Origin of the sequence: Vibrio sp. B4-6, from assembly GCF_963888245.1 — a bacterium.
Classification (GTDB): domain Bacteria; phylum Pseudomonadota; class Gammaproteobacteria; order Enterobacterales; family Vibrionaceae; genus Vibrio; species Vibrio anguillarum.
Genome location: NZ_CAWPIM010000011.1, coordinates 226,447 through 248,755, shown reverse-complemented (window position 1 = coordinate 248,755; position 22,309 = coordinate 226,447). Strand labels below are relative to the sequence as shown.

At 45.1% G+C, this 22,309-nt stretch carries 23 protein-coding genes; 3 read left to right on the top strand and 20 right to left on the bottom strand.

From position 1 onward, the window contains the following. Positions 1 to 24: 24 nt before the first annotated feature. The 6 genes from AACV20_RS04025 to rpsB all read right to left on the bottom strand — a co-directional run bounded on the left by AACV20_RS04025 (position 25) and on the right by rpsB (position 4,914). Positions 25 to 867, bottom strand: coding sequence for a phosphatidate cytidylyltransferase (locus tag AACV20_RS04025; protein ID WP_013856208.1), 843 nt, complete (start codon positions 865 to 867; stop codon positions 25 to 27). Positions 868 to 880: 13 nt separating this feature from the next. Beyond that, on the bottom strand, positions 881 to 1,636 hold the full coding sequence (locus AACV20_RS04020) for an isoprenyl transferase (protein WP_047689282.1): 756 nt from the start codon (positions 1,634 to 1,636) through the stop codon (positions 881 to 883). Between the two features lie 95 nt (positions 1,637 to 1,731). After that, positions 1,732 to 2,289, bottom strand: coding sequence for a ribosome recycling factor (gene frr / locus AACV20_RS04015; protein ID WP_010320122.1), 558 nt, complete (start codon positions 2,287 to 2,289; stop codon positions 1,732 to 1,734). 35 nt (positions 2,290 to 2,324) lie between these two features. Further along, complete coding sequence (gene pyrH, locus AACV20_RS04010) at positions 2,325 to 3,056, bottom strand: UMP kinase (protein ID WP_010320123.1); 732 nt, start codon at positions 3,054 to 3,056, stop codon at positions 2,325 to 2,327. A 152-nt stretch (positions 3,057 to 3,208) separates the two neighbouring features. Beyond that, positions 3,209 to 4,054 carry a translation elongation factor Ts gene (gene tsf / locus AACV20_RS04005; RefSeq protein ID WP_013856205.1) on the bottom strand — a complete coding sequence of 282 codons (846 nt, stop codon included), beginning with the start codon at positions 4,052 to 4,054 and terminating at the stop codon, positions 3,209 to 3,211. Between the two features lie 128 nt (positions 4,055 to 4,182). Next, entirely contained in the window at positions 4,183 to 4,914 is a 732-nt protein-coding gene (gene rpsB / locus AACV20_RS04000; RefSeq protein ID WP_094500420.1) for a 30S ribosomal protein S2, read from the bottom strand. Between the two features lie 384 nt (positions 4,915 to 5,298). Here rpsB and map point away from each other — a divergent pair, with 384 nt between their 5' ends. The 3 genes from map to AACV20_RS03985 all read left to right on the top strand — a co-directional run bounded on the left by map (position 5,299) and on the right by AACV20_RS03985 (position 9,395). Next, a complete protein-coding gene (gene map, locus AACV20_RS03995; protein ID WP_017044011.1) occupies positions 5,299 to 6,141 on the top strand; it encodes a type I methionyl aminopeptidase in 843 nt (280 codons plus the stop codon). Between the two features lie 117 nt (positions 6,142 to 6,258). Next, complete coding sequence (glnD, locus tag AACV20_RS03990; RefSeq protein WP_170899988.1) at positions 6,259 to 8,883, top strand: bifunctional uridylyltransferase/uridylyl-removing protein GlnD; 2,625 nt, start codon at positions 6,259 to 6,261, stop codon at positions 8,881 to 8,883. A 128-nt stretch (positions 8,884 to 9,011) separates the two neighbouring features. Continuing rightward, positions 9,012 to 9,395 (top strand): DUF3461 family protein, encoded by a 384-nt coding sequence (locus tag AACV20_RS03985; protein WP_026027637.1) that lies wholly within the window; start codon positions 9,012 to 9,014, stop codon positions 9,393 to 9,395. A 144-nt stretch (positions 9,396 to 9,539) separates the two neighbouring features. On the opposite strand, the gene pgpA is transcribed toward AACV20_RS03985, so the two are convergent. The 14 genes from pgpA to AACV20_RS03915 form a co-directional block, all read right to left on the bottom strand. Further along, the gene (gene pgpA / locus AACV20_RS03980) at positions 9,540 to 10,043 is read right to left on the bottom strand and encodes a phosphatidylglycerophosphatase A (protein WP_047689286.1); all 504 of its coding nucleotides are present in this window, start codon (positions 10,041 to 10,043) and stop codon (positions 9,540 to 9,542) included. Then, positions 10,040 to 11,014, bottom strand: coding sequence for a thiamine-phosphate kinase (gene thiL / locus AACV20_RS03975; RefSeq protein WP_026027917.1), 975 nt, complete (start codon positions 11,012 to 11,014; stop codon positions 10,040 to 10,042). The genes pgpA and thiL overlap by 4 nt, the downstream gene beginning before the upstream one ends. A gap of 123 nt (positions 11,015 to 11,137) precedes the next feature. After that, positions 11,138 to 11,605 (bottom strand): transcription antitermination factor NusB, encoded by a 468-nt coding sequence (nusB, locus tag AACV20_RS03970; protein WP_013856197.1) that lies wholly within the window; start codon positions 11,603 to 11,605, stop codon positions 11,138 to 11,140. Beyond that, entirely contained in the window at positions 11,605 to 12,075 is a 471-nt protein-coding gene (ribH, locus tag AACV20_RS03965) for a 6,7-dimethyl-8-ribityllumazine synthase (protein ID WP_026027639.1), read from the bottom strand. Before ribH ends, nusB begins: the two co-directional genes overlap by 1 nt. 208 nt (positions 12,076 to 12,283) lie before the next feature. Then, positions 12,284 to 13,393 carry a bifunctional 3,4-dihydroxy-2-butanone-4-phosphate synthase/GTP cyclohydrolase II gene (ribBA, locus tag AACV20_RS03960; protein ID WP_013856195.1) on the bottom strand — a complete coding sequence of 370 codons (1,110 nt, stop codon included), beginning with the start codon at positions 13,391 to 13,393 and terminating at the stop codon, positions 12,284 to 12,286. 88 nt (positions 13,394 to 13,481) lie between these two features. Then, positions 13,482 to 14,138 carry a riboflavin synthase gene (locus AACV20_RS03955; RefSeq protein ID WP_010320134.1) on the bottom strand — a complete coding sequence of 219 codons (657 nt, stop codon included), beginning with the start codon at positions 14,136 to 14,138 and terminating at the stop codon, positions 13,482 to 13,484. A gap of 1 nt (position 14,139) precedes the next feature. Beyond that, entirely contained in the window at positions 14,140 to 15,237 is a 1,098-nt protein-coding gene (gene ribD / locus AACV20_RS03950) for a bifunctional diaminohydroxyphosphoribosylaminopyrimidine deaminase/5-amino-6-(5-phosphoribosylamino)uracil reductase RibD (protein ID WP_170906919.1), read from the bottom strand. A 6-nt stretch (positions 15,238 to 15,243) separates the two neighbouring features. Beyond that, positions 15,244 to 15,693, bottom strand: coding sequence for a transcriptional regulator NrdR (gene nrdR / locus AACV20_RS03945; protein WP_010320136.1), 450 nt, complete (start codon positions 15,691 to 15,693; stop codon positions 15,244 to 15,246). A 131-nt stretch (positions 15,694 to 15,824) separates the two neighbouring features. Next, a complete protein-coding gene (locus tag AACV20_RS03940) occupies positions 15,825 to 17,075 on the bottom strand; it encodes a glutamate-5-semialdehyde dehydrogenase (protein WP_017049716.1) in 1,251 nt (416 codons plus the stop codon). A gap of 13 nt (positions 17,076 to 17,088) precedes the next feature. Further along, the gene (proB, locus tag AACV20_RS03935; protein ID WP_038148735.1) at positions 17,089 to 18,228 is read right to left on the bottom strand and encodes a glutamate 5-kinase; all 1,140 of its coding nucleotides are present in this window, start codon (positions 18,226 to 18,228) and stop codon (positions 17,089 to 17,091) included. Positions 18,229 to 18,350: 122 nt separating this feature from the next. Then, complete coding sequence (crl, locus tag AACV20_RS03930; RefSeq protein WP_026027640.1) at positions 18,351 to 18,740, bottom strand: sigma factor-binding protein Crl; 390 nt, start codon at positions 18,738 to 18,740, stop codon at positions 18,351 to 18,353. A 100-nt stretch (positions 18,741 to 18,840) separates the two neighbouring features. After that, positions 18,841 to 20,088, bottom strand: a complete 1,248-nt coding sequence (frsA, locus tag AACV20_RS03925) for an esterase FrsA (RefSeq protein WP_094166235.1) — start codon at positions 20,086 to 20,088, stop codon at positions 18,841 to 18,843. An 88-nt stretch (positions 20,089 to 20,176) separates the two neighbouring features. After that, a complete protein-coding gene (gene tet(34), locus AACV20_RS03920) occupies positions 20,177 to 20,641 on the bottom strand; it encodes an oxytetracycline resistance phosphoribosyltransferase domain-containing protein Tet(34) (protein ID WP_170906918.1) in 465 nt (154 codons plus the stop codon). Between the two features lie 39 nt (positions 20,642 to 20,680). Then, positions 20,681 to 21,976 carry an NCS2 family permease gene (locus AACV20_RS03915; RefSeq protein WP_013856188.1) on the bottom strand — a complete coding sequence of 432 codons (1,296 nt, stop codon included), beginning with the start codon at positions 21,974 to 21,976 and terminating at the stop codon, positions 20,681 to 20,683. Positions 21,977 to 22,309 lie beyond the last annotated feature (333 nt).

Sequence of the window (22,309 nt, the reverse complement as noted above, 5' to 3'; positions counted from 1 at the left end):
GGGTAAGACAGCTTAACCCAAGCATTAGAAAATGAAATACAGTAGAGCAAAAACAGGAAATGCAGCCGTCAGGCTATCGATACGATCCAAAACGCCACCATGCCCAGGAATAATATTACTGCTGTCTTTAATTCCTGAAACGCGCTTAAACATACTTTCGACCAGATCACCGAGCACAGAGATAATCACAGTCGCTAATGTAATACCGACCATCGACAACGTATTTGTAAACCGAATATCAAACCAATCAGCAGTAAACCACGCCACAATCAATGCCGTAATAATGCCACCAATCAACCCTTCAATGGTTTTATTTGGACTGACTGCTGGCGCCATTTTGTGCTTACCAAAACTTTTGCCCGCAAAATAAGCACCACTGTCTGCAGCCCAAACAATTAAGCAGACAAATAGCACCAACTTAGCACCGTGGTATGGCTCACTCAAAAAGGCTTCTGCGCGTAAAAAAAGTACGCTCCAGAAAAAAGGAAGTAGCGTAAGCACACCAAAGAGGTGCCTAAGTAGATTGGATTTTTCCCACCATGGGCGGGATTTAGGATAGGTAATGGCTAAAAAGCTAGAAAACAGCCACCAAGCCACCCCAATACTTAATATCACATAGTGATTCGAGTTCATGCTGGCTAGGCTAACGGCATCAGGGGAAATCAATAGGTAACTTGCTCCACCAATAATAATGGCTGGCAACAGCGCCAGATACCTAGATGTCGAATCGATAAACTGCGTCCATTCCCATACACCGACGAGCGCCACAAGGGCCAAAACGGCCATAAATAGGGGGAGTGGCAGTTCAAAAATGCCCAGCATCACCAGTGGAGCTAATATGAGCGCCGTGATAATTCGTTGCTTCAAACTAATGGATCCTTTATCTCTGTTCCATCAATGCCTTAACCTGTTCCCCTGTGCAGCCAAAACGGCGTTCACGGTTAACAAACCAAGTCACTGCTTCAATTAAACTTTCTTCACCAAACTCAGGCCAGTAAATCGGCGTAAAGTACATCTCTGCATAGGCCAATTGCCACAACATAAAATTACTAATACGACATTCACCGCTGGTACGAATGAGCAAATCCACTTCAGGAATATCAGACATCGTTAGCGACTGTGTAATCAGCGTCTCGTCAATCTGATCAGGAGAAAGCTCACCGCTCGCCACTTTGACCGCGATAGAGCGCATTGCTTCTGTGATATCCCATTTTCCGCCATAGTTTGCGGCGATATTAACGACCATGCCACTGTTTGATGAGGTTAACTCTTCTGCCTGAGCTATTTTTGTTTGTAAGCGTGAGCTAAAACGTGTTTTATCACCAATGACTCTAAGACGCAGATTGTTCTTATGCAGCTTTTTTACTTCTGTGGATAGCACAGTAATAAATAACTCCATCAACACGCCCACTTCAGCTTCCGGACGCCGCCAATTTTCACTGCTAAAGGCAAACAAAGTAACGGCTTTAATACCCAATTTCGCTGCAGTAGAAATCGTTCTTCGGACCGCTGCTACACCATTCTTATGACCAAATACACGAGGTTTACCTTGTGCTTTAGCCCAACGGCCATTTCCGTCCATAATGATTGCGATGTGTTGGGGTAATACATCAGATGAGAGGGATGAGTTTTGCATAAGAAATTAATTGATTACCAAACTGATAGGGCAAAATAGCATAAAAAAACGCTGCACTGTGAGCACAGCGTTTTAGAAAGGCTAAAAAGAGCGAATTAAACTTCCATTAACTCTTTTTCTTTTGCAGCAAGAACTTCATCAATTCTCTTAATCGCTACATCGGTAAGTTTTTGAATCTCTTCTTGCGCTTTATGATCTTCGTCTTCAGAGATTTCTTTATCTTTCAGTAGAGCTTTTAAGTCGCCATTGGCATCACGACGAATGTTGCGAACTGCAACGCGACCACCTTCAGCTTCACCACGAACAATTTTCACCAAATTACGACGACGTTCTTCGGTCAGTGGTGGCAGTGGTACACGAATAACCGTACCTGCAGACATTGGGTTTAGACCCAAATCAGACATCAAAATCGCTTTTTCAACTTTTGGCGTCAACTCTTTATCAAAAACAGTGATCGCGAGAGTACGTGCATCTTCAGCTACAACGTTAGCGATTTGATTCAGCGGTGTCGAAGCACCATAGTAATCGACAGAAATGCCGGAGAGTAAACTTGGGTGAGCGCGACCAGTACGTACCTTAGAAAGGTTGTTTTTCAGGGCATCTACGCTCTTATCCATACGCTCTTGAGCGTCTTTCTTGATTTCGTTAATCACAAATATCACCTACTTGTTTTTTTGTTTTGGAGTGATTAGTCAGCGGTGCTAATTAGTGTACCTTCCGCTTCACCCATTACCACGCGACGTAGTGCGCCCGGTTTGTTCATATTAAATACGCGGATTGGCATTTTATGGTCACGCGCTAGCGTAAACGCGGCCAAGTCCATCACTTTTAGCTCTTTTTCAAGCACGGTTGTATAAGACAGCTTATCATACAGTTCTGCGTCTGGGTTTGCCACTGGGTCTGCACTAAATACGCCATCTACTTTTGTCGCTTTTAGAACCACATCCGCTTCAATTTCAATACCGCGCAAACAGGCAGCAGAATCAGTTGTGAAGAATGGGTTACCAGTACCCGCAGAGAAGATCACAACACGGCCTTGACGTAGTTGGCTGATAGCATCGGCCCAGTTGTAATCGTCACACACACCTTTAAGAGGAATGGCAGACATCACGCGCGCATTCACATAAGCACGGTGCAAAGCATCACGCATTGCCAAACCATTCATTACGGTTGCCAGCATTCCCATGTGGTCGCCCACAACACGGTTCATGCCCGCTTCAGCAAGACCTGCGCCACGGAATAAGTTACCGCCGCCGATGACAACACCCACTTGAACACCCAGTTCAACCAGTTCTTTTACTTCCTGTGCCATGCGATCTAACACCGCAGGATCAATACCAAAACCTTCTTCGCCTTGTAGCGCTTCACCGCTAAGTTTTAACAGGATACGTTGATAGGCTGGTTTAGGGTTCGTAGTCATGGAGCTTACCTTCCAAATAGAGAGTTGTTAATTAACAGTCATGATTTAAAACTGAATACTGAATTCTAAATCATCACAATTAGTCTCAATATGCCATTCGTAAAAAGACCGCAGCCTTGGCTACGGTCTCTTTTTAGGCAAAATCGCTAGGATTAACCTTTTTGAACCATTGCAACTTCTTCAGCGAAGCTAAGTTCTTGAGCTTTCTCAATACCTTCACCAACTTCTAGACGTACGAAGTTAGTAACGGTTGCGCCTTTAGCTTTCAGCATTGCGCCAACAGTTTGAGAAGGATCCATGATGAACGCTTGACCAGTAAGTGATACCTCACCTGTGAACTTAGTCATGCGGCCTTCAACCATTTTCTCAGCAATTGCTGCTGGCTTGCCAGATTGCATTGCGATTTCGATTTGGATTTCACGCTCTTTAGCCACAACTTCTGCTGGTACATCTTCAGGGTTCACGTACTCAGGTTTTGCAGCAGCAACGTGCATTGCTACGTGTTTGATGGTCTCTTCATCCGCTTCACCAGCAACCACAACACCGATACGGTCGCCATGGCGGTATGAACCTACTTTAGCGCCTTCGATGTAATGAACGCGACGGATAGTGATGTTTTCACCAATTTTAGCAACAAGAGCAATACGCGCTTCTTCAAATTTAGCTTGAAGTGCTGCGATATCTAGACGCTCAGCAAGTGCAACCGCTAGAACTTCGTTAGCGAACGCTAGGAAGCTTGAGTCTTTTGCTACGAAGTCAGTTTGGCAGTTCACTTCTAGAAGTGCTGCAAAACCATCAGCTTCTTTAATTAGGATAGTACCTTCAGCTGCGATGTTACCTGCTTTTTTCGCTGCTTTAGCTGCGCCGCTTTTGCGCATGTTTTCAATTGCTAGTTCGATGTCAGCGTTTGCTTCTACAAGCGCTTTTTTACATTCCATCATACCTGCGCCAGTACGCTCGCGCAGTTCTTTTACTAGAGCAGCAGTTACAGTTGCCATTCTCTATTCCTCAGTTGATTCTGGTGGTAAAAATCAGGGGCCGATTGTTTGGCCCCTGATGCTAACTATAACTTGTTCAATGCATCAATCGTGTGACACATATAATCAAGTGTGACTCAGAGCCGCTATTATTCTGCTTCTACGAAACCGTCTTTTGCAGCAGCAAGTGCAGCTGCATCTTTGTTACGACCTTCGTTAACCGTTTCTGCAACAGCATTTAGGTAAAGCTGGATTGCACGGATTGCGTCGTCGTTACCAGGGATAATGTAGTCAACGCCATCTGGGTTAGAGTTAGTATCAACAACAGCGTAAACTGGGATACCTAGGTTGTTTGCTTCTTTAACTGCAATGTGCTCGTGATCTGCATCGATAACGAATAGTGCGTCAGGTAGACCGCCCATATCTTTGATACCACCAAGAGATTTCTCTAGCTTCTCCATTTCACGAGTACGCATTAGAGCTTCTTTCTTAGTTAGCTTATCAAAAGTGCCATCTGTTGCTTGAATTTCAAGCTCTTTTAGACGCTTGATTGACTGACGAACAGTTTTCCAGTTAGTTAGCATGCCGCCCAACCAGCGGTTGTTAACGTAGAATTGGTTGCTTGCGATAGCCGCTTCTTTAACAGCTTCAGATGCTGCGCGTTTAGTACCAACGAAAAGAACTTTACCTTTTTTCTCGCCAACTTTGTGTAGCTCAGCTAGAGCTTCGTTGAACATAGGAACAGTTTTTTCTAAGTTGATGATGTGAACACGGCTACGAGCACCAAAAATGAATGGCTTCATTTTTGGGTTCCAGTAACGAGTCTGGTGACCGAAGTGAACACCAGCTTTTAGCATGTCGCGCATTGATACAGTTGCCATTTAAAAATCCTCTATGGGGTTAGGCCTCCACATTCCCCATGTATCCGACCCCTAACATCTATTCGGTTGTTGCCGATAGTTTTATTGTTGGAGCACCCCGGAACACGTGTCGGAATGTGTGTGATTTAAAGATAATGTGTTTAGAAAGGAAGGTGGGCTTCGTCATTTCAGAAGAAAACGCACTTCGATTCCGGCGCGCTTTATACCATATTTAGCCCTTCTCTGGCTAGAAAAAAATACGACACATCATGGCCTAGGTAAGCTGTAGTTATGCAAACAATTCTTACTTACCGACAGGGATCCCTTGCGATTCATCCATGCACTGCTAGAATAACGCCCATTCGCACAGTTAAGTGCTCAAGAATTAACGCATAGAGAAAGCCGATGTCTGTAAAAATCAAAACTGCTGAAGAAATAGCCAAAATGCGCGTCGCGGGTAAACTGGCTGCCGATGTCCTTGAGATGATTGAACCGCATGTAAAAGTGGGCATCACCACTGAAGAACTTGACCAGATCTGCCACAAGTACATCACTGAAGTACAGCAAGCTATTCCAGCACCATTGAATTACCACGGTTTTCCTAAATCGATCTGTACCTCTATCAATCACATTGTTTGTCACGGTATTCCGGCAACTCAAGATACGCAGTATGGGCAATTACAGCGTCCAGCGGTACTGAAAGAGGGTGATATTCTGAACATTGATATCACGGTTATTAAAGATGGCTACCACGGTGATACCTCAAAGATGTTCTTTGTCGGTGAAGTGTCGCCAGCAGATAAGCGCCTATGTCTTGTTGCGCAAGAGTGTCTTTATATCGGCATGAAGAAGGTCAAACCCGGAGTTCAATTGGGTGAGATTGGTACTGCGATCGAAAAACACATTAAAACCAATAATAAAAATAACCCACGCCTTAAATTTTCGATTGTGAAAGATTATTGCGGCCACGGTATTGGCGCTCAATTTCATGAAGAACCACAAGTAGTTCACTATAAAAACGGCGACAGAACCGTACTGCGTGAAGGGATGATTTTCACTATCGAGCCAATGATTAATGCGGGTAAATTTGGTTGCCGCCTTGATGATGAAGACAATTGGACTGTTTACACTGCCGATGGCAAAAACTCAGCGCAGTGGGAACACACCATTTTGGTTACCGCCACTGGCTGTGAAGTGCTGACGCTGCGTGAAGAAGAAACCATTCCGCGTCTGATGCATAACGCCTAATTACATCGAACCAAAACCTTATCAATCAATATCCCTCTTGCAGGGATATTTTTTTATCTGCAGTGATTTGATACAGTCAGTCTACGTTGTGACATATCACCAGCATGGATTGCCGTTATGCCTTTTCAGTCTCCCCTCACCTTTACTGACACACAACTCACTATCGGCGAGCTTAAACAGCAACTTGAACAGTTCACTCAGTATCAGAAACATCAATTTTTGCACCACCATCCGGTCAACGACCTGGTATTAGGCCGCTCTGAATATATGGACCAACTGCTCTACAGGTTATGGGAACATTACGCATTTTCGCAGGTTCCAGACATCAGTTTAGTGGCCGTCGGAGGCTATGGCCGCGGTGAACTTCATCCTCTTTCTGATATCGATATTCTGGTCGTCTCCAATCATACTTTACCCGCTGAACTCGGCAGTAAAATTAGCGAATTCATTACCTTGTTGTGGGATTTGCGTTTAGAAGTGGGCCATGCCGTGCGTACCGTGCAGCAGTGCGCTGAAATTGGCCGTGAAGATTTAACCGTCGCGACAAACTTACAAGAAGCTCGGCTATTATGTGGTAGCGAAGAGACATTTTATAAACTCAAGATGTTGATTCATTCCGAATCGTTTTGGCCAAGCGAAACCTTTTACCGCGCCAAAATTCAAGAGCAGCGCGACCGACACGCTCGTTACCATGACACCACTTATAACCTTGAACCCGATATCAAATCGACTCCTGGAGGCTTAAGAGACATTCATACTTTAAGCTGGGTGGCTAGACGCCACTTTGGTGCAACATCACTGCTTGAAATGAGTCGTTTTGGTTTTTTAACTGATGCTGAATATCGTGAGCTAGTAGAGTGCCAAGACTTTTTATGGCGCGTGCGCTTTGCGCTGCACATTGAATTAAAACGCTATGACAATCGGCTTATTTTTGCTCATCAAGCTCAAGTGGCAGAACATCTGGGCTTTACTGGTGAAGGGAATCGCGCAGTCGAGATGATGATGAAAGAGTTCTACCGTACGCTACGTCGTGTTGCGGAACTCAACAAAATGCTCCTGCGTCTGTTTGATCAAGCCATACTCAATAACGGCGAAGAAGCCGTGGCAGAAATTTTAGATGATGATTTTCAACGTCGTGGCAACTTAATAGAGGCTCGTAAACCCGCGCTTTTCCAAGCTCGCCCTGAAACGATCTTAGATATGTTTATTCATATCGCCAATGATTCCAGCATCGAAAGCGTCGCACCCACAACCATGCGCCAGTTGCGTACAGCCAGAAGGCGGCTCAATAAATTCCTGCACACCATTCCCGAAGCGCGTGAAAAATTCATGGCATTGGTACGTCACCCTAACGCACTACATCGTGCATTCAGCCTGATGCATAAATTAGGCGTGCTCGCCGCTTATCTTCCCCAATGGAGCCAAATTGTTGGACAAATGCAGTTCGACCTATTCCATGTTTATACGGTCGATGAACACAGCATTCGTCTTCTCAAACACATCAATACCTTTAGCTACGCACAAAATCACGATAAACACCCCATCTGTTGCGAAGTCTACCCGCGTCTCCAGAAAAAGGAGATGCTGATTCTGGCCGCTATTTTTCACGACATTGCCAAAGGGCGTGGCGGCGATCACTCTGAAATCGGTGCGGTAGAAGCCTATGATTTTTGTATTGAACACGGTTTATCAAAACCTGAAGCAAAATTAGTCTCTTGGCTGGTACAAAACCACCTCTTGATGTCGGTAACGGCGCAAAGACGCGACATTTACGACCCAGATGTCATTACCGAATTTGCCAAAAAAGTGCGCGATGAAGAGTATCTCGAACATCTTGTTTGCCTGACTGTCGCCGACATCTGCGCTACCAACCCTGAGCTTTGGAACAGTTGGAAACGCACCTTGCTGGCAGAGCTATATCACTCAACACAGCGGGCACTTAGGCGTGGGCTTGAAAACCCGGTAGATGTGCGCGATCGCATTCGCCACAACCAACAAATGGCATCCGCATTGCTTCGTAAAGAAGGCTACAGCGCACGCGAAATTGAAGTGCTTTGGCAGCGCTTTAAAGCCGATTACTTTTTGCGTCACACTCACAAGCAGATCGCTTGGCATTGTGAGCACCTACTCAAACATAGCGACCCAAGCCAACCGCTGATCCTGATGAGCAAAAAAGCCACTCGTGGCGGCACTGAATTGTTTGTTTACACTAAAGATCAACCCGCCCTCTTTGCGACTGTGGTTGCTGAACTGGACCGTCGAAATCTCAATGTTCATGATGCGCAGATCATGTCGAGTAAAGATGGCTACGTCCTTGATACCTTCATGGTACTGGATCAAAACGGCCATGCAATTGACGAAGAGTGTCACCCATCGTTGATCAAACACCTACTCAGTGGGCTAGAAACGGGTTGGCAGAACAAACTGAAATTGCGCCGCACGCCACGTAACTTGCAACATTTTAAAGTCAAAACTAAAGTCGATTTTTTACCCACCAAAAGCAATAAACGAACCTTAATGGAATTAGTCGCACTTGATACTCCGGGACTGCTAGCAACGGTCGGAGCCACATTTGCTGACTTAAACATTAACCTGCATGGTGCAAAAATCACCACCATTGGCGAACGAGCAGAAGACTTGTTTATTCTCACCGGTTCACAAGGCGGAAAATTGAGTGAAGAAGAAGAGTGCACGTTACGTGAAATGCTGATTAAAAATGTTTCTGAACTCGCGCCAAATTAAACGGAAAAGGAAAGCGATCTGGTCCACAACTTGAACCATTGATATCACGATGAACTATCTCGGGCGAGCATGGACTGCTACATTGAAATGGTTCATTGATGTGTCACAAAATACAATAGAGGTTGCCTATGTATCCCTACCTCACCGGTTTAGGCATTCAAGATCCTAAACAGATTGAGCGCTATTCACTTCGTCAAGAAGCCCATAAAGATGTGTTGAAGATTTACTTTCATAAGCAGAAAGGCGAGCTGTTCGCTAAAAGCGTGAAATTTAAATACCCTCGACAAGTAAAAAATGTATTGGTCGATAGCGGCAGCCATCAATACAAAGAGGTGACGGAGATCAACCGTAATTTAACCTTGGTGATTGATGAACTAAATAAAATCACTAAGCCGGTTCCTATGAGTGATCTCGATCTGAAGCAAAAAATATTGACTGACTTGCGCCATTTGGAAAAAGTGGTCACGAGCAAAATCGCTGAAATTGAAGCTGACTTAGAGAAGCTAAAATAGTCTCAAGACGGTAAAGTAACTTTAGATACCCAGAGCATCGAATAACCCTGTTTCAGATAACTCTTCACTGACAAAAAAGGTTCCCAAAGGAACCTTTTTTGTTGCTAAGTCTAAGCCGTCAATCAATATTGAACGCTGACCATGTTATAACCAACCCGCCCAAAAGCCGACCCAATACAGCGCAATCGCGGATACAACACCTGCCACAATATCATCGAGCATAATCCCCAAACCACCATGCACTCGTTTATCTAACCAACTGATCGGCCACGGTTTGAGCATATCGAAAAAGCGAAACAGCACGAATCCAGCCACCAGCCATTTCCAATCTAAACTGGGCAATTCAAACAGTGGCACGACTAGCATTGTTATCCAAAAACCAGCAAATTCATCCCACACAATCGAACCGTGGTCATGCACTTTCATGTCGTCAGAAGTCACTTGGCAAATTTTCACGCCCACCAAGCAAGCAAGCACAACCACAGCACAATACACTGTGATAGGTAGCTGTACTAACAGTAAATAAAAAGGCACTGAGGCAAGCGTTCCCATTGTGCCGGGCACGATAGGCGATAGGCCACTGCCAAAACCCGTGGCCAAAAGATGCCAAGGGTTCTTTAATGAGATTAATGCGATAGGGTTTGTCATCCGTTCACCTTAAAATGATCATAGCCGCTTAACTGCCAATTGAGTTTTTTGCCTTGATGCTGGAGCTCAAAAATACCCTGCGGACGAATTTGGCCAATGCAACTCACCTTACAACCACAATGAGCAAGCGCACTTTCGATGGAACCTCGGTTATGCTCTGGAACAGTGAAACACAACTCATACTCTTCACCGCTGGTTAGTGCATATTGCTGGGCTATTTGTCTCTCGCCCACAAACTGCAACAGCTCTTGCGAAATAGGCAACGCACCGACATCCAAACTCACCCCAACATTTGAACGATGCAAAATATGCTTGAGATCAGACACCAAACCATCGGAAATATCAATTGCAGAAGAAGCCAAATGAAGCAATGCTTGGCCAGCAAGAATTCTTGGCGTTGAGAGATAGTGACGCTTTTCAAGCTCTTGGGCAAAAGGTTTATGGCGTAAGCTTGGGTCAAGAATCACATCGAGCCCTGCTTGGCTATCACCAAGCTCGCCAGTGACGTAAACCCAATCTCCCACTTTGGCTCCACTGCGCAGCAGCGCCAATTCTTGTGGCACAAAACCTTGTACTGTCAAGGTAATGCTCAGTGGTCCTTTGGTTGTATCCCCACCAATTAGCTGAATATTGTAGTAATTCGCAAGTTCGAAAAAAGCATCACAAAAGGGTTTTAGCCATGCTTCATCGACACTAGGTAGAGTGAGTGCGAGCGATACCCAAGCAGGCGTTGCCCCCATCGCAGCCAGATCACTGATGTTAGATGACAATGCTTTATGAGCCACCCAAGCCGGATTCGCATCGGTTAAAAAATGAGTGCCTGCGACTAAGGTGTCGGTACTGATGGCGATCCGAACATTTTCTGGTGCTTTGACCAATGCACAATCATCTCCTAGAGCAAGAGAGACATCTTTACGTTGTGACTGACGGTTAGAGAAATAGGTATCGATTAAATTGAATTCACCGAACATAAAAAATTCCCTGCCCTGAGTTTTTATTATGTACATCATTTCTCATCGCTTAGGGCTTTCGCGGAGAAAGATCCGTCATAAAAAAGGTCAGCGAATGCTGACCTTTTATTTTAAAACGACTTATTATTTTTTGCGTACATGTGGGGCGGCTTTATCAAGCACGCCATTCACAAATTTATGGCTATCTTCAGCAGCAAATACTTTTGCTAACTCAATCGCCTCATTGATGACCACTTTATATGGCACATCATCGCGACGAGTCATTTCGTACATGGCTAAACGAAGTAACGCCAATTCCATCATGTCTAAGTCTTGCATTGGACGAGACACGAAAGGACGCAATTTGCTATCTAGCTCTGTGTGGCTTAGCACTACACCCGTGAGTAGATCACGGAAATATGCAACGTCGGTTTCTGGAGCCGCTAACGCTGGCTCAGCAGCATGATGCTCTTCTTCATCATACTTACCACCCGAGAGGAATTGCTCTTCGATAGTGGCAACATTTTCTTTTGTAATTTGCCAAGAATAAATTGCTTGTAGCGCAAATTGACGTGCATTACGACGTGCGGCTGGTTTCACACTGGCCCCCATTAGGAATCGATTTCTGAAAGAACGTTAATCATCTCAAGCGCGCTTAGTGCAGCTTCTGCACCTTTGTTACCAGCCTTGGTTCCCGCGCGTTCAATGGCTTGATCGATGGTATCAACAGTTAGAACACCAAATGCCACTGGAAGGCTGTATTCCAGAGACACTTGCGCCAAACCTTTATTGCATTCACTGCACACATAATCAAAGTGTGGCGTACCACCACGAATCACAGTGCCAAGAGACACGATAGCGTCGTATTTACCCGTTTTTGCTACGCGTTGAGCAGTAAGAGGTAATTCGACAGCACCAGGGCAGCGAACAACAGTAATATTGTCATCGCTAACTTGTCCGTGACGCTTTAAAGTATCGATTGCACCAGAAAGCAGGCTTTCGTTAATAAAACTGTTGAAACGAGAAATAACGATAGCAATTTTTGCATTTGGTGCGGGGAAACCACCCTCGATCACTTTCATAAGCCTTCCTTTAACTATATACACAAGTGAGAATCGCCGGATTCTAGCACAATTTTGTGAGCAATATCTAATGGAAATTCGGCTTAGACGGCAAACCAAGCGGCTAATCAGCGAAATAATAAAGGAAGCGTTAGGCTTCCTTTATTGGTTTTATTACGGTGTATTTTTAAATGTGACCTTAGGTTCTAAGCGCTAAAACGAGATGACATTATTGGCAAACATACTCAGTCACATTCAAGCCGAAACCGCCTAAAGCGTGATACTTTTTATTGGCTGAAGAGAGTAAACGCATATCACGAACACCTAAATCCGCCAGAATTTGTGAACCAATCCCCACACGGCGTGAAGTACCTTGTTTTTTCGCTAAAGTAGGCGCTTGGCCTTTGTCTTGTTGCTCAAACATTTTAACGCGATGGATCAATAAGTCGCTCGACTCTTCATTACCTAAAATGACCAATACGCCGCCCTCTTGGCCGATACGCTGCATCGCTTTATCTAAAGTCCAACTGCGTTCAGCATTGCGATCGCTACGCAGTAAATCGGTAAAGGTATCGTGCAGATGAACTCGCACCAATGGCGCTTGACCATCCAATGTGCCTTTTTGCAATGCGTAGTGGATCTGATTATCAATCACGTCGCGGTAAGTGATCAGTTCAAATTCACCGTATTCTGTCGGCAACTTGCACTGTGCAACACGCTCAATGGTCGTCTCCGTATTGTTACGGTATTCAATCAGATCGGCAATCGTACCGAGTTTTAAACCATGTTGCTCGGCAAACACTTCAAGATCAGGGCGACGCGCCATGGTGCCATCATCATTTAAAATTTCGACGATCACAGAGGCGGGCTCTAATCCCGCAAGGCGCGCCAAATCACAACCGGCTTCCGTATGCCCAGCGCGAGTTAAAACGCCCCCCTCTTGTGCAGCTAGTGGGAAAATGTGACCAGGTTGCACTAAGTCTGAAGCTTTCGCCTCTTTCGCCACCGCAGCTTGTACCGTCACGGCGCGATCGGCCGCTGAAATGCCGGTAGTTACGCCTTCGGCCGCTTCAATCGAGACGGTAAAATTGGTGGTGTATTGAGCATTATTATCCTGCACCATAGGAGCCAAGCCTAAACGCTGACAACGAGCTTTAGTCATGGTTAAGCAGATCAGGCCACGACCAAATTTAGCCATAAAATTAATCGCTTCAGGAGTAACGTGCTCGGCGGCCATGATCAAGTCACCTTCGTTCTCACGATCTTCGTCATCCATTAAGATGACCATTTTCCCAAGGCGAATATCTTCAATGATCTCTTGCGGGGTACTTATTGGCATACTCTATTTTCCTATCGCTGGACTATTTTCCGCACAGTCCCTGACTTAGATTTATCCACGACCGTGGTGGCATGGGACAATGCGCGGTTTACGCAAAACCATTTTGTTGTAAAAATGCTAAGCTAATTTTCGACTCTGGTGTCTCTTCATCTTGCTGGTTTTGCAGCAAACGCTCCATATAACGCGCGAGCACATCTACTTCCAAATTCACTTTACGCCCAACATGAAACGCATCAATGGTCGTTTCGGCAGAAGTGTGAGGCACTATGGTCAGCTTAAAGGCATTCTTTCTTAAATCATTCACAGTGAGGCTGATACCATCTACTGTAATTGAGCCTTTTTCAGCCACGTATTTATTCAATGCCGGTGGGATCGCTACCCAAAACTCTATCGAACGACCAACAGGATTACGTTCAATGATTTCACCAACACCGTCAACGTGCCCAGAAACAATGTGTCCACCAAAACGAGTGGTGGGCAACATGGCTTTTTCTAGGTTGACCTTGTCACCAACTTGATAGTGAGCAAACCCGGTTTTGTTGAGCGTTTCTAGTGAGAGATCCGCTGTATATTGAGTGCTGTTATAATCTACCACGGTCAAACAGACACCATTTGTGGCAATACTGTCACCAAGTTTGACATCGCTCATATCAAGATGACCGACTTTCACGGTCACACTGATGTCTTCACCTTTGGGTGTAATCGCGGCAAGTGTACCTACCGCCTCGATAATTCCTGTAAACATGCTATTTATCTTTTATTTTAGGTACGGCAATGATCCGAATATCCGGCCCAACTTGTCGTACATCTTTGATGATTAACTCTAGCGTATCCGCCATGGAAGATAGCCCCAAAGCACCAAATAGCCCCCGACCATCACTACCCATGATTTTAGGCGCTAAGTACAAAATGATCTCATCGACCAATTGGGCTTGGATCAGTGAACGAGCCAGTGTGGCACCAGCTTCTACCCAGAGATGATTCATTTGTGACTGCTCAGCTAAATAAGCGAAGGTATCCGCTAACTCAAATTGTGTCTGGTTGCTATTGAGCAATGACGTATGTTCAGTGCCAAGCACCAATACTTCACCGGAATGTTGATACAGCTTTAGACCATCATGGAGTTGGTTTTGCCTGTCAAGAATGACTCGCACTGGTTGGCGTAACTGATGTTGTGGGTAGTTCACTTGCACTGATGGAGGCAGTTCATCCCAACGCACAGTCAATGAAGCATCATCTTCAATCACTGTTTTGCTGGTCGATAAAATCCCACCCGCTTTGGCGCGAAATTTTTGCACATCTCGCCGCGCGGCCGCTGAAGTGATCCATTGACTCTGACCATTATTGAGTGCCGTTTGTCCATCAAGACTTGCGGCCATTTTCAATTGGACAAAGGGCATCCCACTTGTCATGCGTTTAATAAAACCCGGATTGAGCGCGATGGCATCCGCTTCTAACAAACCGACTTCGACTTCAATCCCAGCGTCACGCAACATTTGAATACCACGCCCAGCGACTTGAGGATTCGGATCTTGCATTGCGCAAATCACTTTCGCCACTTTGGCGTTAATCAAGCCTTCAGCGCAAGGCGGTGTACGGCCATGATGCGAGCAAGGCTCTAAAGTGACATAAGCAGTAGCACCTTGCGCTTGCTCGTTTGCCATGCGTAAGGCGTGCACTTCGGCATGCGGCTCACCAGCACGCGCATGAAAACCTTCACCAACAATCTGCTCTCCTTGAGTGATCACGCAGCCGACATTGGGGTTAGGTTGAGTGGTAAAAACGCCACCTTTGGCAAGCTCAATGGCTCGCGACATCATTTGATAATCAAAAGGAGTAAACATAAGCGATTAATCTTCCAGCTTCGCGATTTCTTCACCAAACTCACGAATATCTTCAAAACTGCGATACACGGAGGCAAAGCGGATGTAAGCGACTTTATCGAGTACTTTGAGCTGCTCCATCACCAAGTTACCAATCATTTTACTTGGGACTTCTCGCTCACCAGTGGCTCGCAACTGAGATTTAATCATACTGATTGCAAGCTCAATCGCATCGGCGCTGACTGGTCGTTTTTCTAATGCTCGCTGTATACCACCGACCATTTTATCTTCGTTAAACGGTTCACGATTTCCATTTGATTTGATAACTCTTGGCATCAAGAGCTCGGCCGATTCAAACGTGGTAAAACGTTCATTACATGCCAAACATTGACGGCGACGGCGCACTTGATGGCCATCTGCGACAAGACGAGAATCAATCACTTTGGTGTCGTTCTCTGAACAAAAAGGACAATGCATATCACCTCCATAGCAATGAGCATCAGTGTACCGGAATTAGTACGTAAGTTGAACGCAAAAGGGGCATCAGCCCCTTTTCAATCTCTATTTTGTTAACAACCACACTTTGCGTTATCCATAACGAAAAGAACTTAACGACGTGATAAGTAATTGGCTTTGCCAACCCACTTGTAACTGGTCAACTCTTCTAAGCCCATCGGCCCGCGAGCGTGCAATTTTTGGGTCGAAACGGCCACTTCAGCGCCTAAACCAAATTGAGCGCCATCGGTAAAACGCGTCGAAGCATTGACATACACTGCTGCAGAGCCCGCGGAATTAATAAACAGCTCTGCATTAAATAGGTCATTTGTCATGATCGCATCCGAATGGCTTGCATTGTGTTCACGCATATGTTCAATCGCTTGCTGCACGTCATCGACCACTTTGACGCCCAAAGTGTAACTTAGCCATTCGGTGTCAAAATCGCCCTCAACGGCCTCTCTCAACTGTTTTGCATGACTCATGCAGGCTTGGGCTTTTGGCTCGACAACGAAGGTCACTTGATCATTAAGTCGTAGCACCAGTTTTGCCAAAAATTCACTCGCAATCGCTTGATGAACCAGCAAAGTATCCAGTGCGTTGCACGCAGAAGGGCGCTGAATTTTGGCGTTTTCAATTACCTCGACTGATTTGTCCAGATCCGCCGATTGGTCAACAAAAATATGGCTAATGCCAAAACCACCAATAATCACTGGAATGGTGCTGTTTTCTTTGCACATTTTATGTAGGCTAGCGCCGCCGCGCGGAATGATCATATCAACATATTCGTCAAGCTTGAGCAGCTGTGAAACCAGTTCGCGATCCGGTTTTTCGATATACTGCACCGCAGCCGCTGGTAGTTGTGCTTTTTCTAGCGCCGATTGAATAACGTTGACTAGCGCCATATTGGAGAAAAAGGTCTCTTTCCCTCCCCGTAAAATACTGGCGTTACCCGTTTTTAAACACAATGCCGCAATATCAATGGTCACATTCGGACGCGCTTCATAAATAACGCCCACCACACCTAACGGTACTCGGCGGCGAGACAATGACAATCCGTTTTCAAGCACTCGGCTATCGATTTCACTACCGACAGGGTCATTGAGATTAATCACATTACGCACGTCATTAGCAATGGCTTGCAGGCGCGATTCATTGAGCAATAGGCGATCAAGCATGGCATCGTTCAACCCGGCTTCGCGGGCCAGTTCGATATCTTGAGCATTCGCTTTTAAAATCGCGGCGCTCTGTACCTCCAGTTCATCGGCAATGATCGCTAATGCATTGTTTTTTTGTGTCGTTGAAACGGTAGCGAGCTGGAAAGCGGCCTGTTTGGCGGCTTTACCCATTATGGTTAAATCCACTTTCTTTTCCTTACTATTCTTGGATCACAACAAGATCATCGCGATGAATGACTTCTGAGCCATAATCGTAACCTAAAATGCCTCCGATATCTTTGCTGTGTTTGCCCGCGATTTTGGCTAAGTCTTGGCTGGAATAAGCGGCGATGCCACGGGCAATTAATACGCCTTGTTTATCGGTTACTCGCGCCACTTCACCACGTGCAAAAGTACCACTGACATTCACTACCCCTTTCGCTAATAAGCTACTGCCATTCGCGACTACAGCGTTGACGGCTCCGCCATCAATGACAATGTCACCAGAAGCAGCAGGACCCGCTAAAATCCAGCGTTTGCGGTTTTCTAACGCTTCGGTACATGGCAAGAAACGGGTGCCTTGTGGCGCATCACTTAAAGAGTCAAAAATAACGTTGCTGGCACGCCCTGCGGCGATAATGACTTCAATCCCTGCACGACGAGCAATATCAGCGGCCTGAAGCTTAGTTGCCATACCTCCGGTGCCAAGCGTAGTACCACTACCCCCAGCGATTTTACGCAAGGTATCATCAATGGTTTTGACTTCTTTAATCAGTTCAGCGTTAGGATCTTTACGCGGGTCTGCGGTGAAGAGCCCTTTTTGGTCAGTGAGCAGCAATAGTTTATCGGCACCACATAAGATACCAACCAAGGCTGACAAATTGTCGTTGTCGCCCACTTTGATTTCACTAGTTGCCACGGCATCGTTTTCGTTGACCACAGGAATAATATCGTGCTCGACCAAAGCATTAATAGTATCTCGCGCATTCAAAAAACGCTCACGGTCTTCCAGATCGGCACGAGTCAGCAACATTTGACCGATTTTAATCCCGTAAATAGCAAAAAGAGATTCCCATGCTTGAATCAATTGACTCTGCCCAACCGCAGCAAGTAACTGTTTGCTAGCCATTGCGTTGGGGAGTGCGGGGTAACCTAAGTGTTCTCGACCAGCGGCAATTGCGCCCGACGATACAATCACCACTGAGTGGCCTTGCTTTTTCAGTTCAGCACATTGACGGACAAGCTCAACCATATGAGCTCTATCTAACGCCAAAGTACCACCGGTTAATACACTGGTTCCTAGCTTCACAACGATTGTTTGAAGTTGCACCGCTTTTCCGCTTTGTTGATTCGTTGTCATGATTTCTTCTGAAATGGAAAACACATAAGAGCTGATGTTTTAGCAATCAAAGCAATAATTCACAAGTAGAAAAGGTGCTAAAAAGCACCTTTTTCATCACGAGGGTAAGGGGATAACGAAAATCAGACGAATTCAGCGGAATCTTGTGCAATCTCAACACTCAATTCAAAGCGCTCATAGAGACTCGCTACCAGTTTGGCATGAAACTCTTCTTGGGTACGTTTGACTTCAGAAAATACGGATTTAGGAATCGCGTCGGCATCCCACGCGCCAGCTAAGTTGTAACGTCCTGTATGATACTTAGCCTCAAACCCTGATTCTTTCTTAGTAAGTTCCAGCCACCAGCCCCAAAACTCTCGTTTCTCTGGGGATTTTTTGTCATTAACGCAAGACGCAAGGCAATCAAATAAGTAGTGATCCTCACGACATTGGCCTTCTCGTAAATAAGGTCCAATAGCTTTTAAAGCAGACAATAAGCGATAATGAGTCGGGGTGTGGGTCATTTCTGACATATTGACTCTCCATTTCAATGTTAAGAACGATCATTATTTTTATTAATCATATGCTTGTTACCGCATACCAATATCATGCTTAACTAATTTAGTAGAAAAGTCACCTAAATAGCTCATCTTCTAACCACTTTATCGCTAAATCGAGGGATTGCTCATATCCTTGTGTAATTGTTTTGCTTTTTATCTGTTTCGCTTTGCCATATTCACTAAAAATTGCAACTAATTGATTATCTGAATAGGGTGAAATGGGATCACCTTCTAATCCTAAAGCCAAAATCGGAACTTTAGTTCGCCTACTGGTTAAAAAACCTTGCACTTTCAGTGACCACGCTCGCATCAACCCAGCAAGGCTATTAATATCCACCACGTCTTTACCTAAACGAGACGCCAGCACATCAATATACATTTTGGGCATTTTTTTCAATTTTTCTGGCGAAGCTAAAATATCGTGGATAGGTGCCCCTAATGAAACACAAGCCTTGATTTTATCTTGCTCTAGAAAAGAGAGCCTGATCATAGAGTTACCACCAAATCGAAATCCAACAAGCCCCACTTTTCGATGATCAACCCAAGGCAAGCTTTCCAGTTCATTGAGTACGGCTTGATGCAGACATGAAGAATCTTCAGTTAAGGGCCAATGGGAGCTATGACCTACGGAGGGCATATCAATGGTTAACATCGCAATATCTCTAGGCGCGAGATAATCTCTAAACAAACGCCACATATCCGTCTGCAAACTGTCTAAACCGGCGCTAACCAAAACGACCGGATGAGGCCTATCGGTATTGGGCAAATGCAAATTAGCGACTATTTTTTTGTTCTTATAGGGTACTTCAATCTGCTTAATCACATAACGAGTCAATTTGGCCGCTTCGTTATAAGCGCTGTTTGACAGTATCTGTGCCTGTAAGGATAAATTATCATTTTTTAGATGCGGATAACCAGCAATGCTAAAGCAGAGCGACGCGGAAAAAAGTTCATTGGCCGCCTCTTCGTCTTGCTTGTCATTAGCGCGCTTTTGGTGACGCATACCCAGCTTAGTCCACTCGTATGCCCAGTTACCACTGTGATAGCCCATAACCGTATCCAACCAATCCGCTTCGGTTCGCGAATGTTTCGAAGAGGCAATGCGGGCGAGAACTTCTTCTTGCTCTACAGGATCAACACCTTGCCATATCCACTGTAAACGCCTGAGATTTCGATACCAAACGTACCCTTCTTGTTGTTTTTTAAGATCCAAAATTTCTTGGCTACTTGGCATATAGCGAATTAATGCCGAGGTTTCTTGAGCTTGCTTGTGTTTCTGGAACAAGGTTTCAGAAAGATTTTGGCTGTTAGATTCAGACATAAGTCGATTCAATTGAGAGCGGTGCTCTAATAGTAATAAAAAAAATGGCCCGATAAAGGGCCATTTTCAAATAAACGCAAGAAAAGCATTACTTTTGTTTACGGTTAATCGGTTCTACGTATTGAATCGTCATATCCCATGGCTGCTCAATCCACGTATCTTGAGCAATATCCACAACATAATCATCTAACAAGCTTACGCCAGAAGGCTTCGCACACACCGCAATCAATTTCGCTTTAGGATACATTTCACGTAGCTTACGTGCGGTATCACCACTATCGACCAAATCTTCAACAATTAAGAAACCTTCGCCGTCACCTTCAGGTGCTTTGATCACTGTCATGTCACGCTGATGATCATGATCGTAACTTGAAATGCAAATCGTATCGACATGGCGAATACCTAATTCACGCGCCAATATGGCACCAGGAACCAGACCACCACGGCTCACCGCCCAAATACCTTTCCATTGCTCTGCAGGCATCTGTTTTTCTGCCAATTGACGACAGTAAGTCTGCATGTTGTCCCAAGTGATAACGAATTTATTGCTCATTGTTGTAAACCTAATTATTTAAATAATCTGTGTCGTTCATTACATTGCAGAGGCGATATACTTAAAGATGAAGATGGCTGACATCACCCACACACTCATCGATACACTGCGCCCTTTGCCACTAAATAGTTTGATAGCCGCATAAGCAATGAAACCAAGAGAAATACCTTCTGCGATAGAGAATGTCAGCGGCATTAATAAACAGGTAACGACGACAGGAGCCGCTTCTGTTAAATCGCGCCAATCAATACTGACCAAACCAGAAAGCATCAAAATTGCCACGTAAAATAATGCACCAGACGTAGCGTACGCAGGGATCATTCCAGCTAATGGCGAGAAGAATAATGCAAGTAAGAACAAAATGCCAACAACGACTGCAGTCAGCCCTGTGCGCCCGCCAGCAGCAACACCCGCCACACTTTCAATGTAAGAGGTTGTGTTTGATGTACCTAGCAGGGCACCGACTGACGTAGCAGTAGAATCGGCAAGCAATGCTTTATTTAGACGTGGAATTTTACCATCTTTACCAATCAAATCTGCTTTTTGCGCCACGCCAACTAAGGTGCCAGCCGTGTCAAATAGATCGACAAACAGAAACGCAAACACCACTGAGATCATACCCACTTCAAAAACGGCGGAGAAATCAAGCTGCAAAAAAGTTGGCGCAATACTTGGTGGTGCCGACATAATGCCATGCCACTGAACGTCACCAAACACTAAACCAAGGCCAGTAACCGCAAGAATCGCGATCATTACGGCACCCTTTAAACCACGATGAACCAAAGCAATCGTCAGGAAGAAACCTATCGCACCGAGTACAGCAGGAAGAGAAGTAATTGCGCCGACAGAAACCAAAGTTGCAGGGTTATCAACCACAATGCCTGCATTCTTCAGGGCAATAAAGGCAAGAAAAAGTCCAATACCGGCCGAGATCCCCGTTCGTAATGACATCGGGATCGAACCGATGATCCACTCACGGATTTTAAAGATACTAAGAAAAATGAACAGCACACCAGAAACGAATACCGCCGCCAGCGCAACTTGCCATGTATATCCCATGCCGAGCACAACGGCGTAAGTAAAAAATGCGTTTAACCCCATACCCGGAGCCTGCGCAATTGGGTAGTTGGCGACAAAGCCCATGATGAAACAGCCAATAGCCGCCGCAAGACACGTAGCAACAAATACTGCACCACGGTCCATGCCGGCATCCGCTAAGATCGCAGGGTTAACAAAGATAATGTATGCCATCGTGAGAAATGTCGTTATTCCTGCGATAACCTCAGTGCGCACGTTTGTGCCATATTCACTAAGTTTAAATAGCCTTTCGAGCATGATCGAGTCCTATAAGGGTAAAAAGTAAACGGTTGCGTAATCGATTGGCTGTGGATTATAGAGAGATCAGATCACAAATTCCAGATAGAATTAAGGCTGTAATATGCTTTTATTAATGGCTTATGAACCTAGTCGCGCTTCATTTCTTCAAAAAGAAAAAGCGGATTTCCATATCGTATTGCCATTGAGCCGTAAAGGAAGTGCTGAACATTGAGATAAAAAAACGCCACCTCATCTGAGGTGGCGGCGAATCATTTTAGCCAAACTGACTACAAAAAAATTCCAATATCTAGGGGGTGAACATACAGTTCAAATAACATGCTTAAAGTCTTA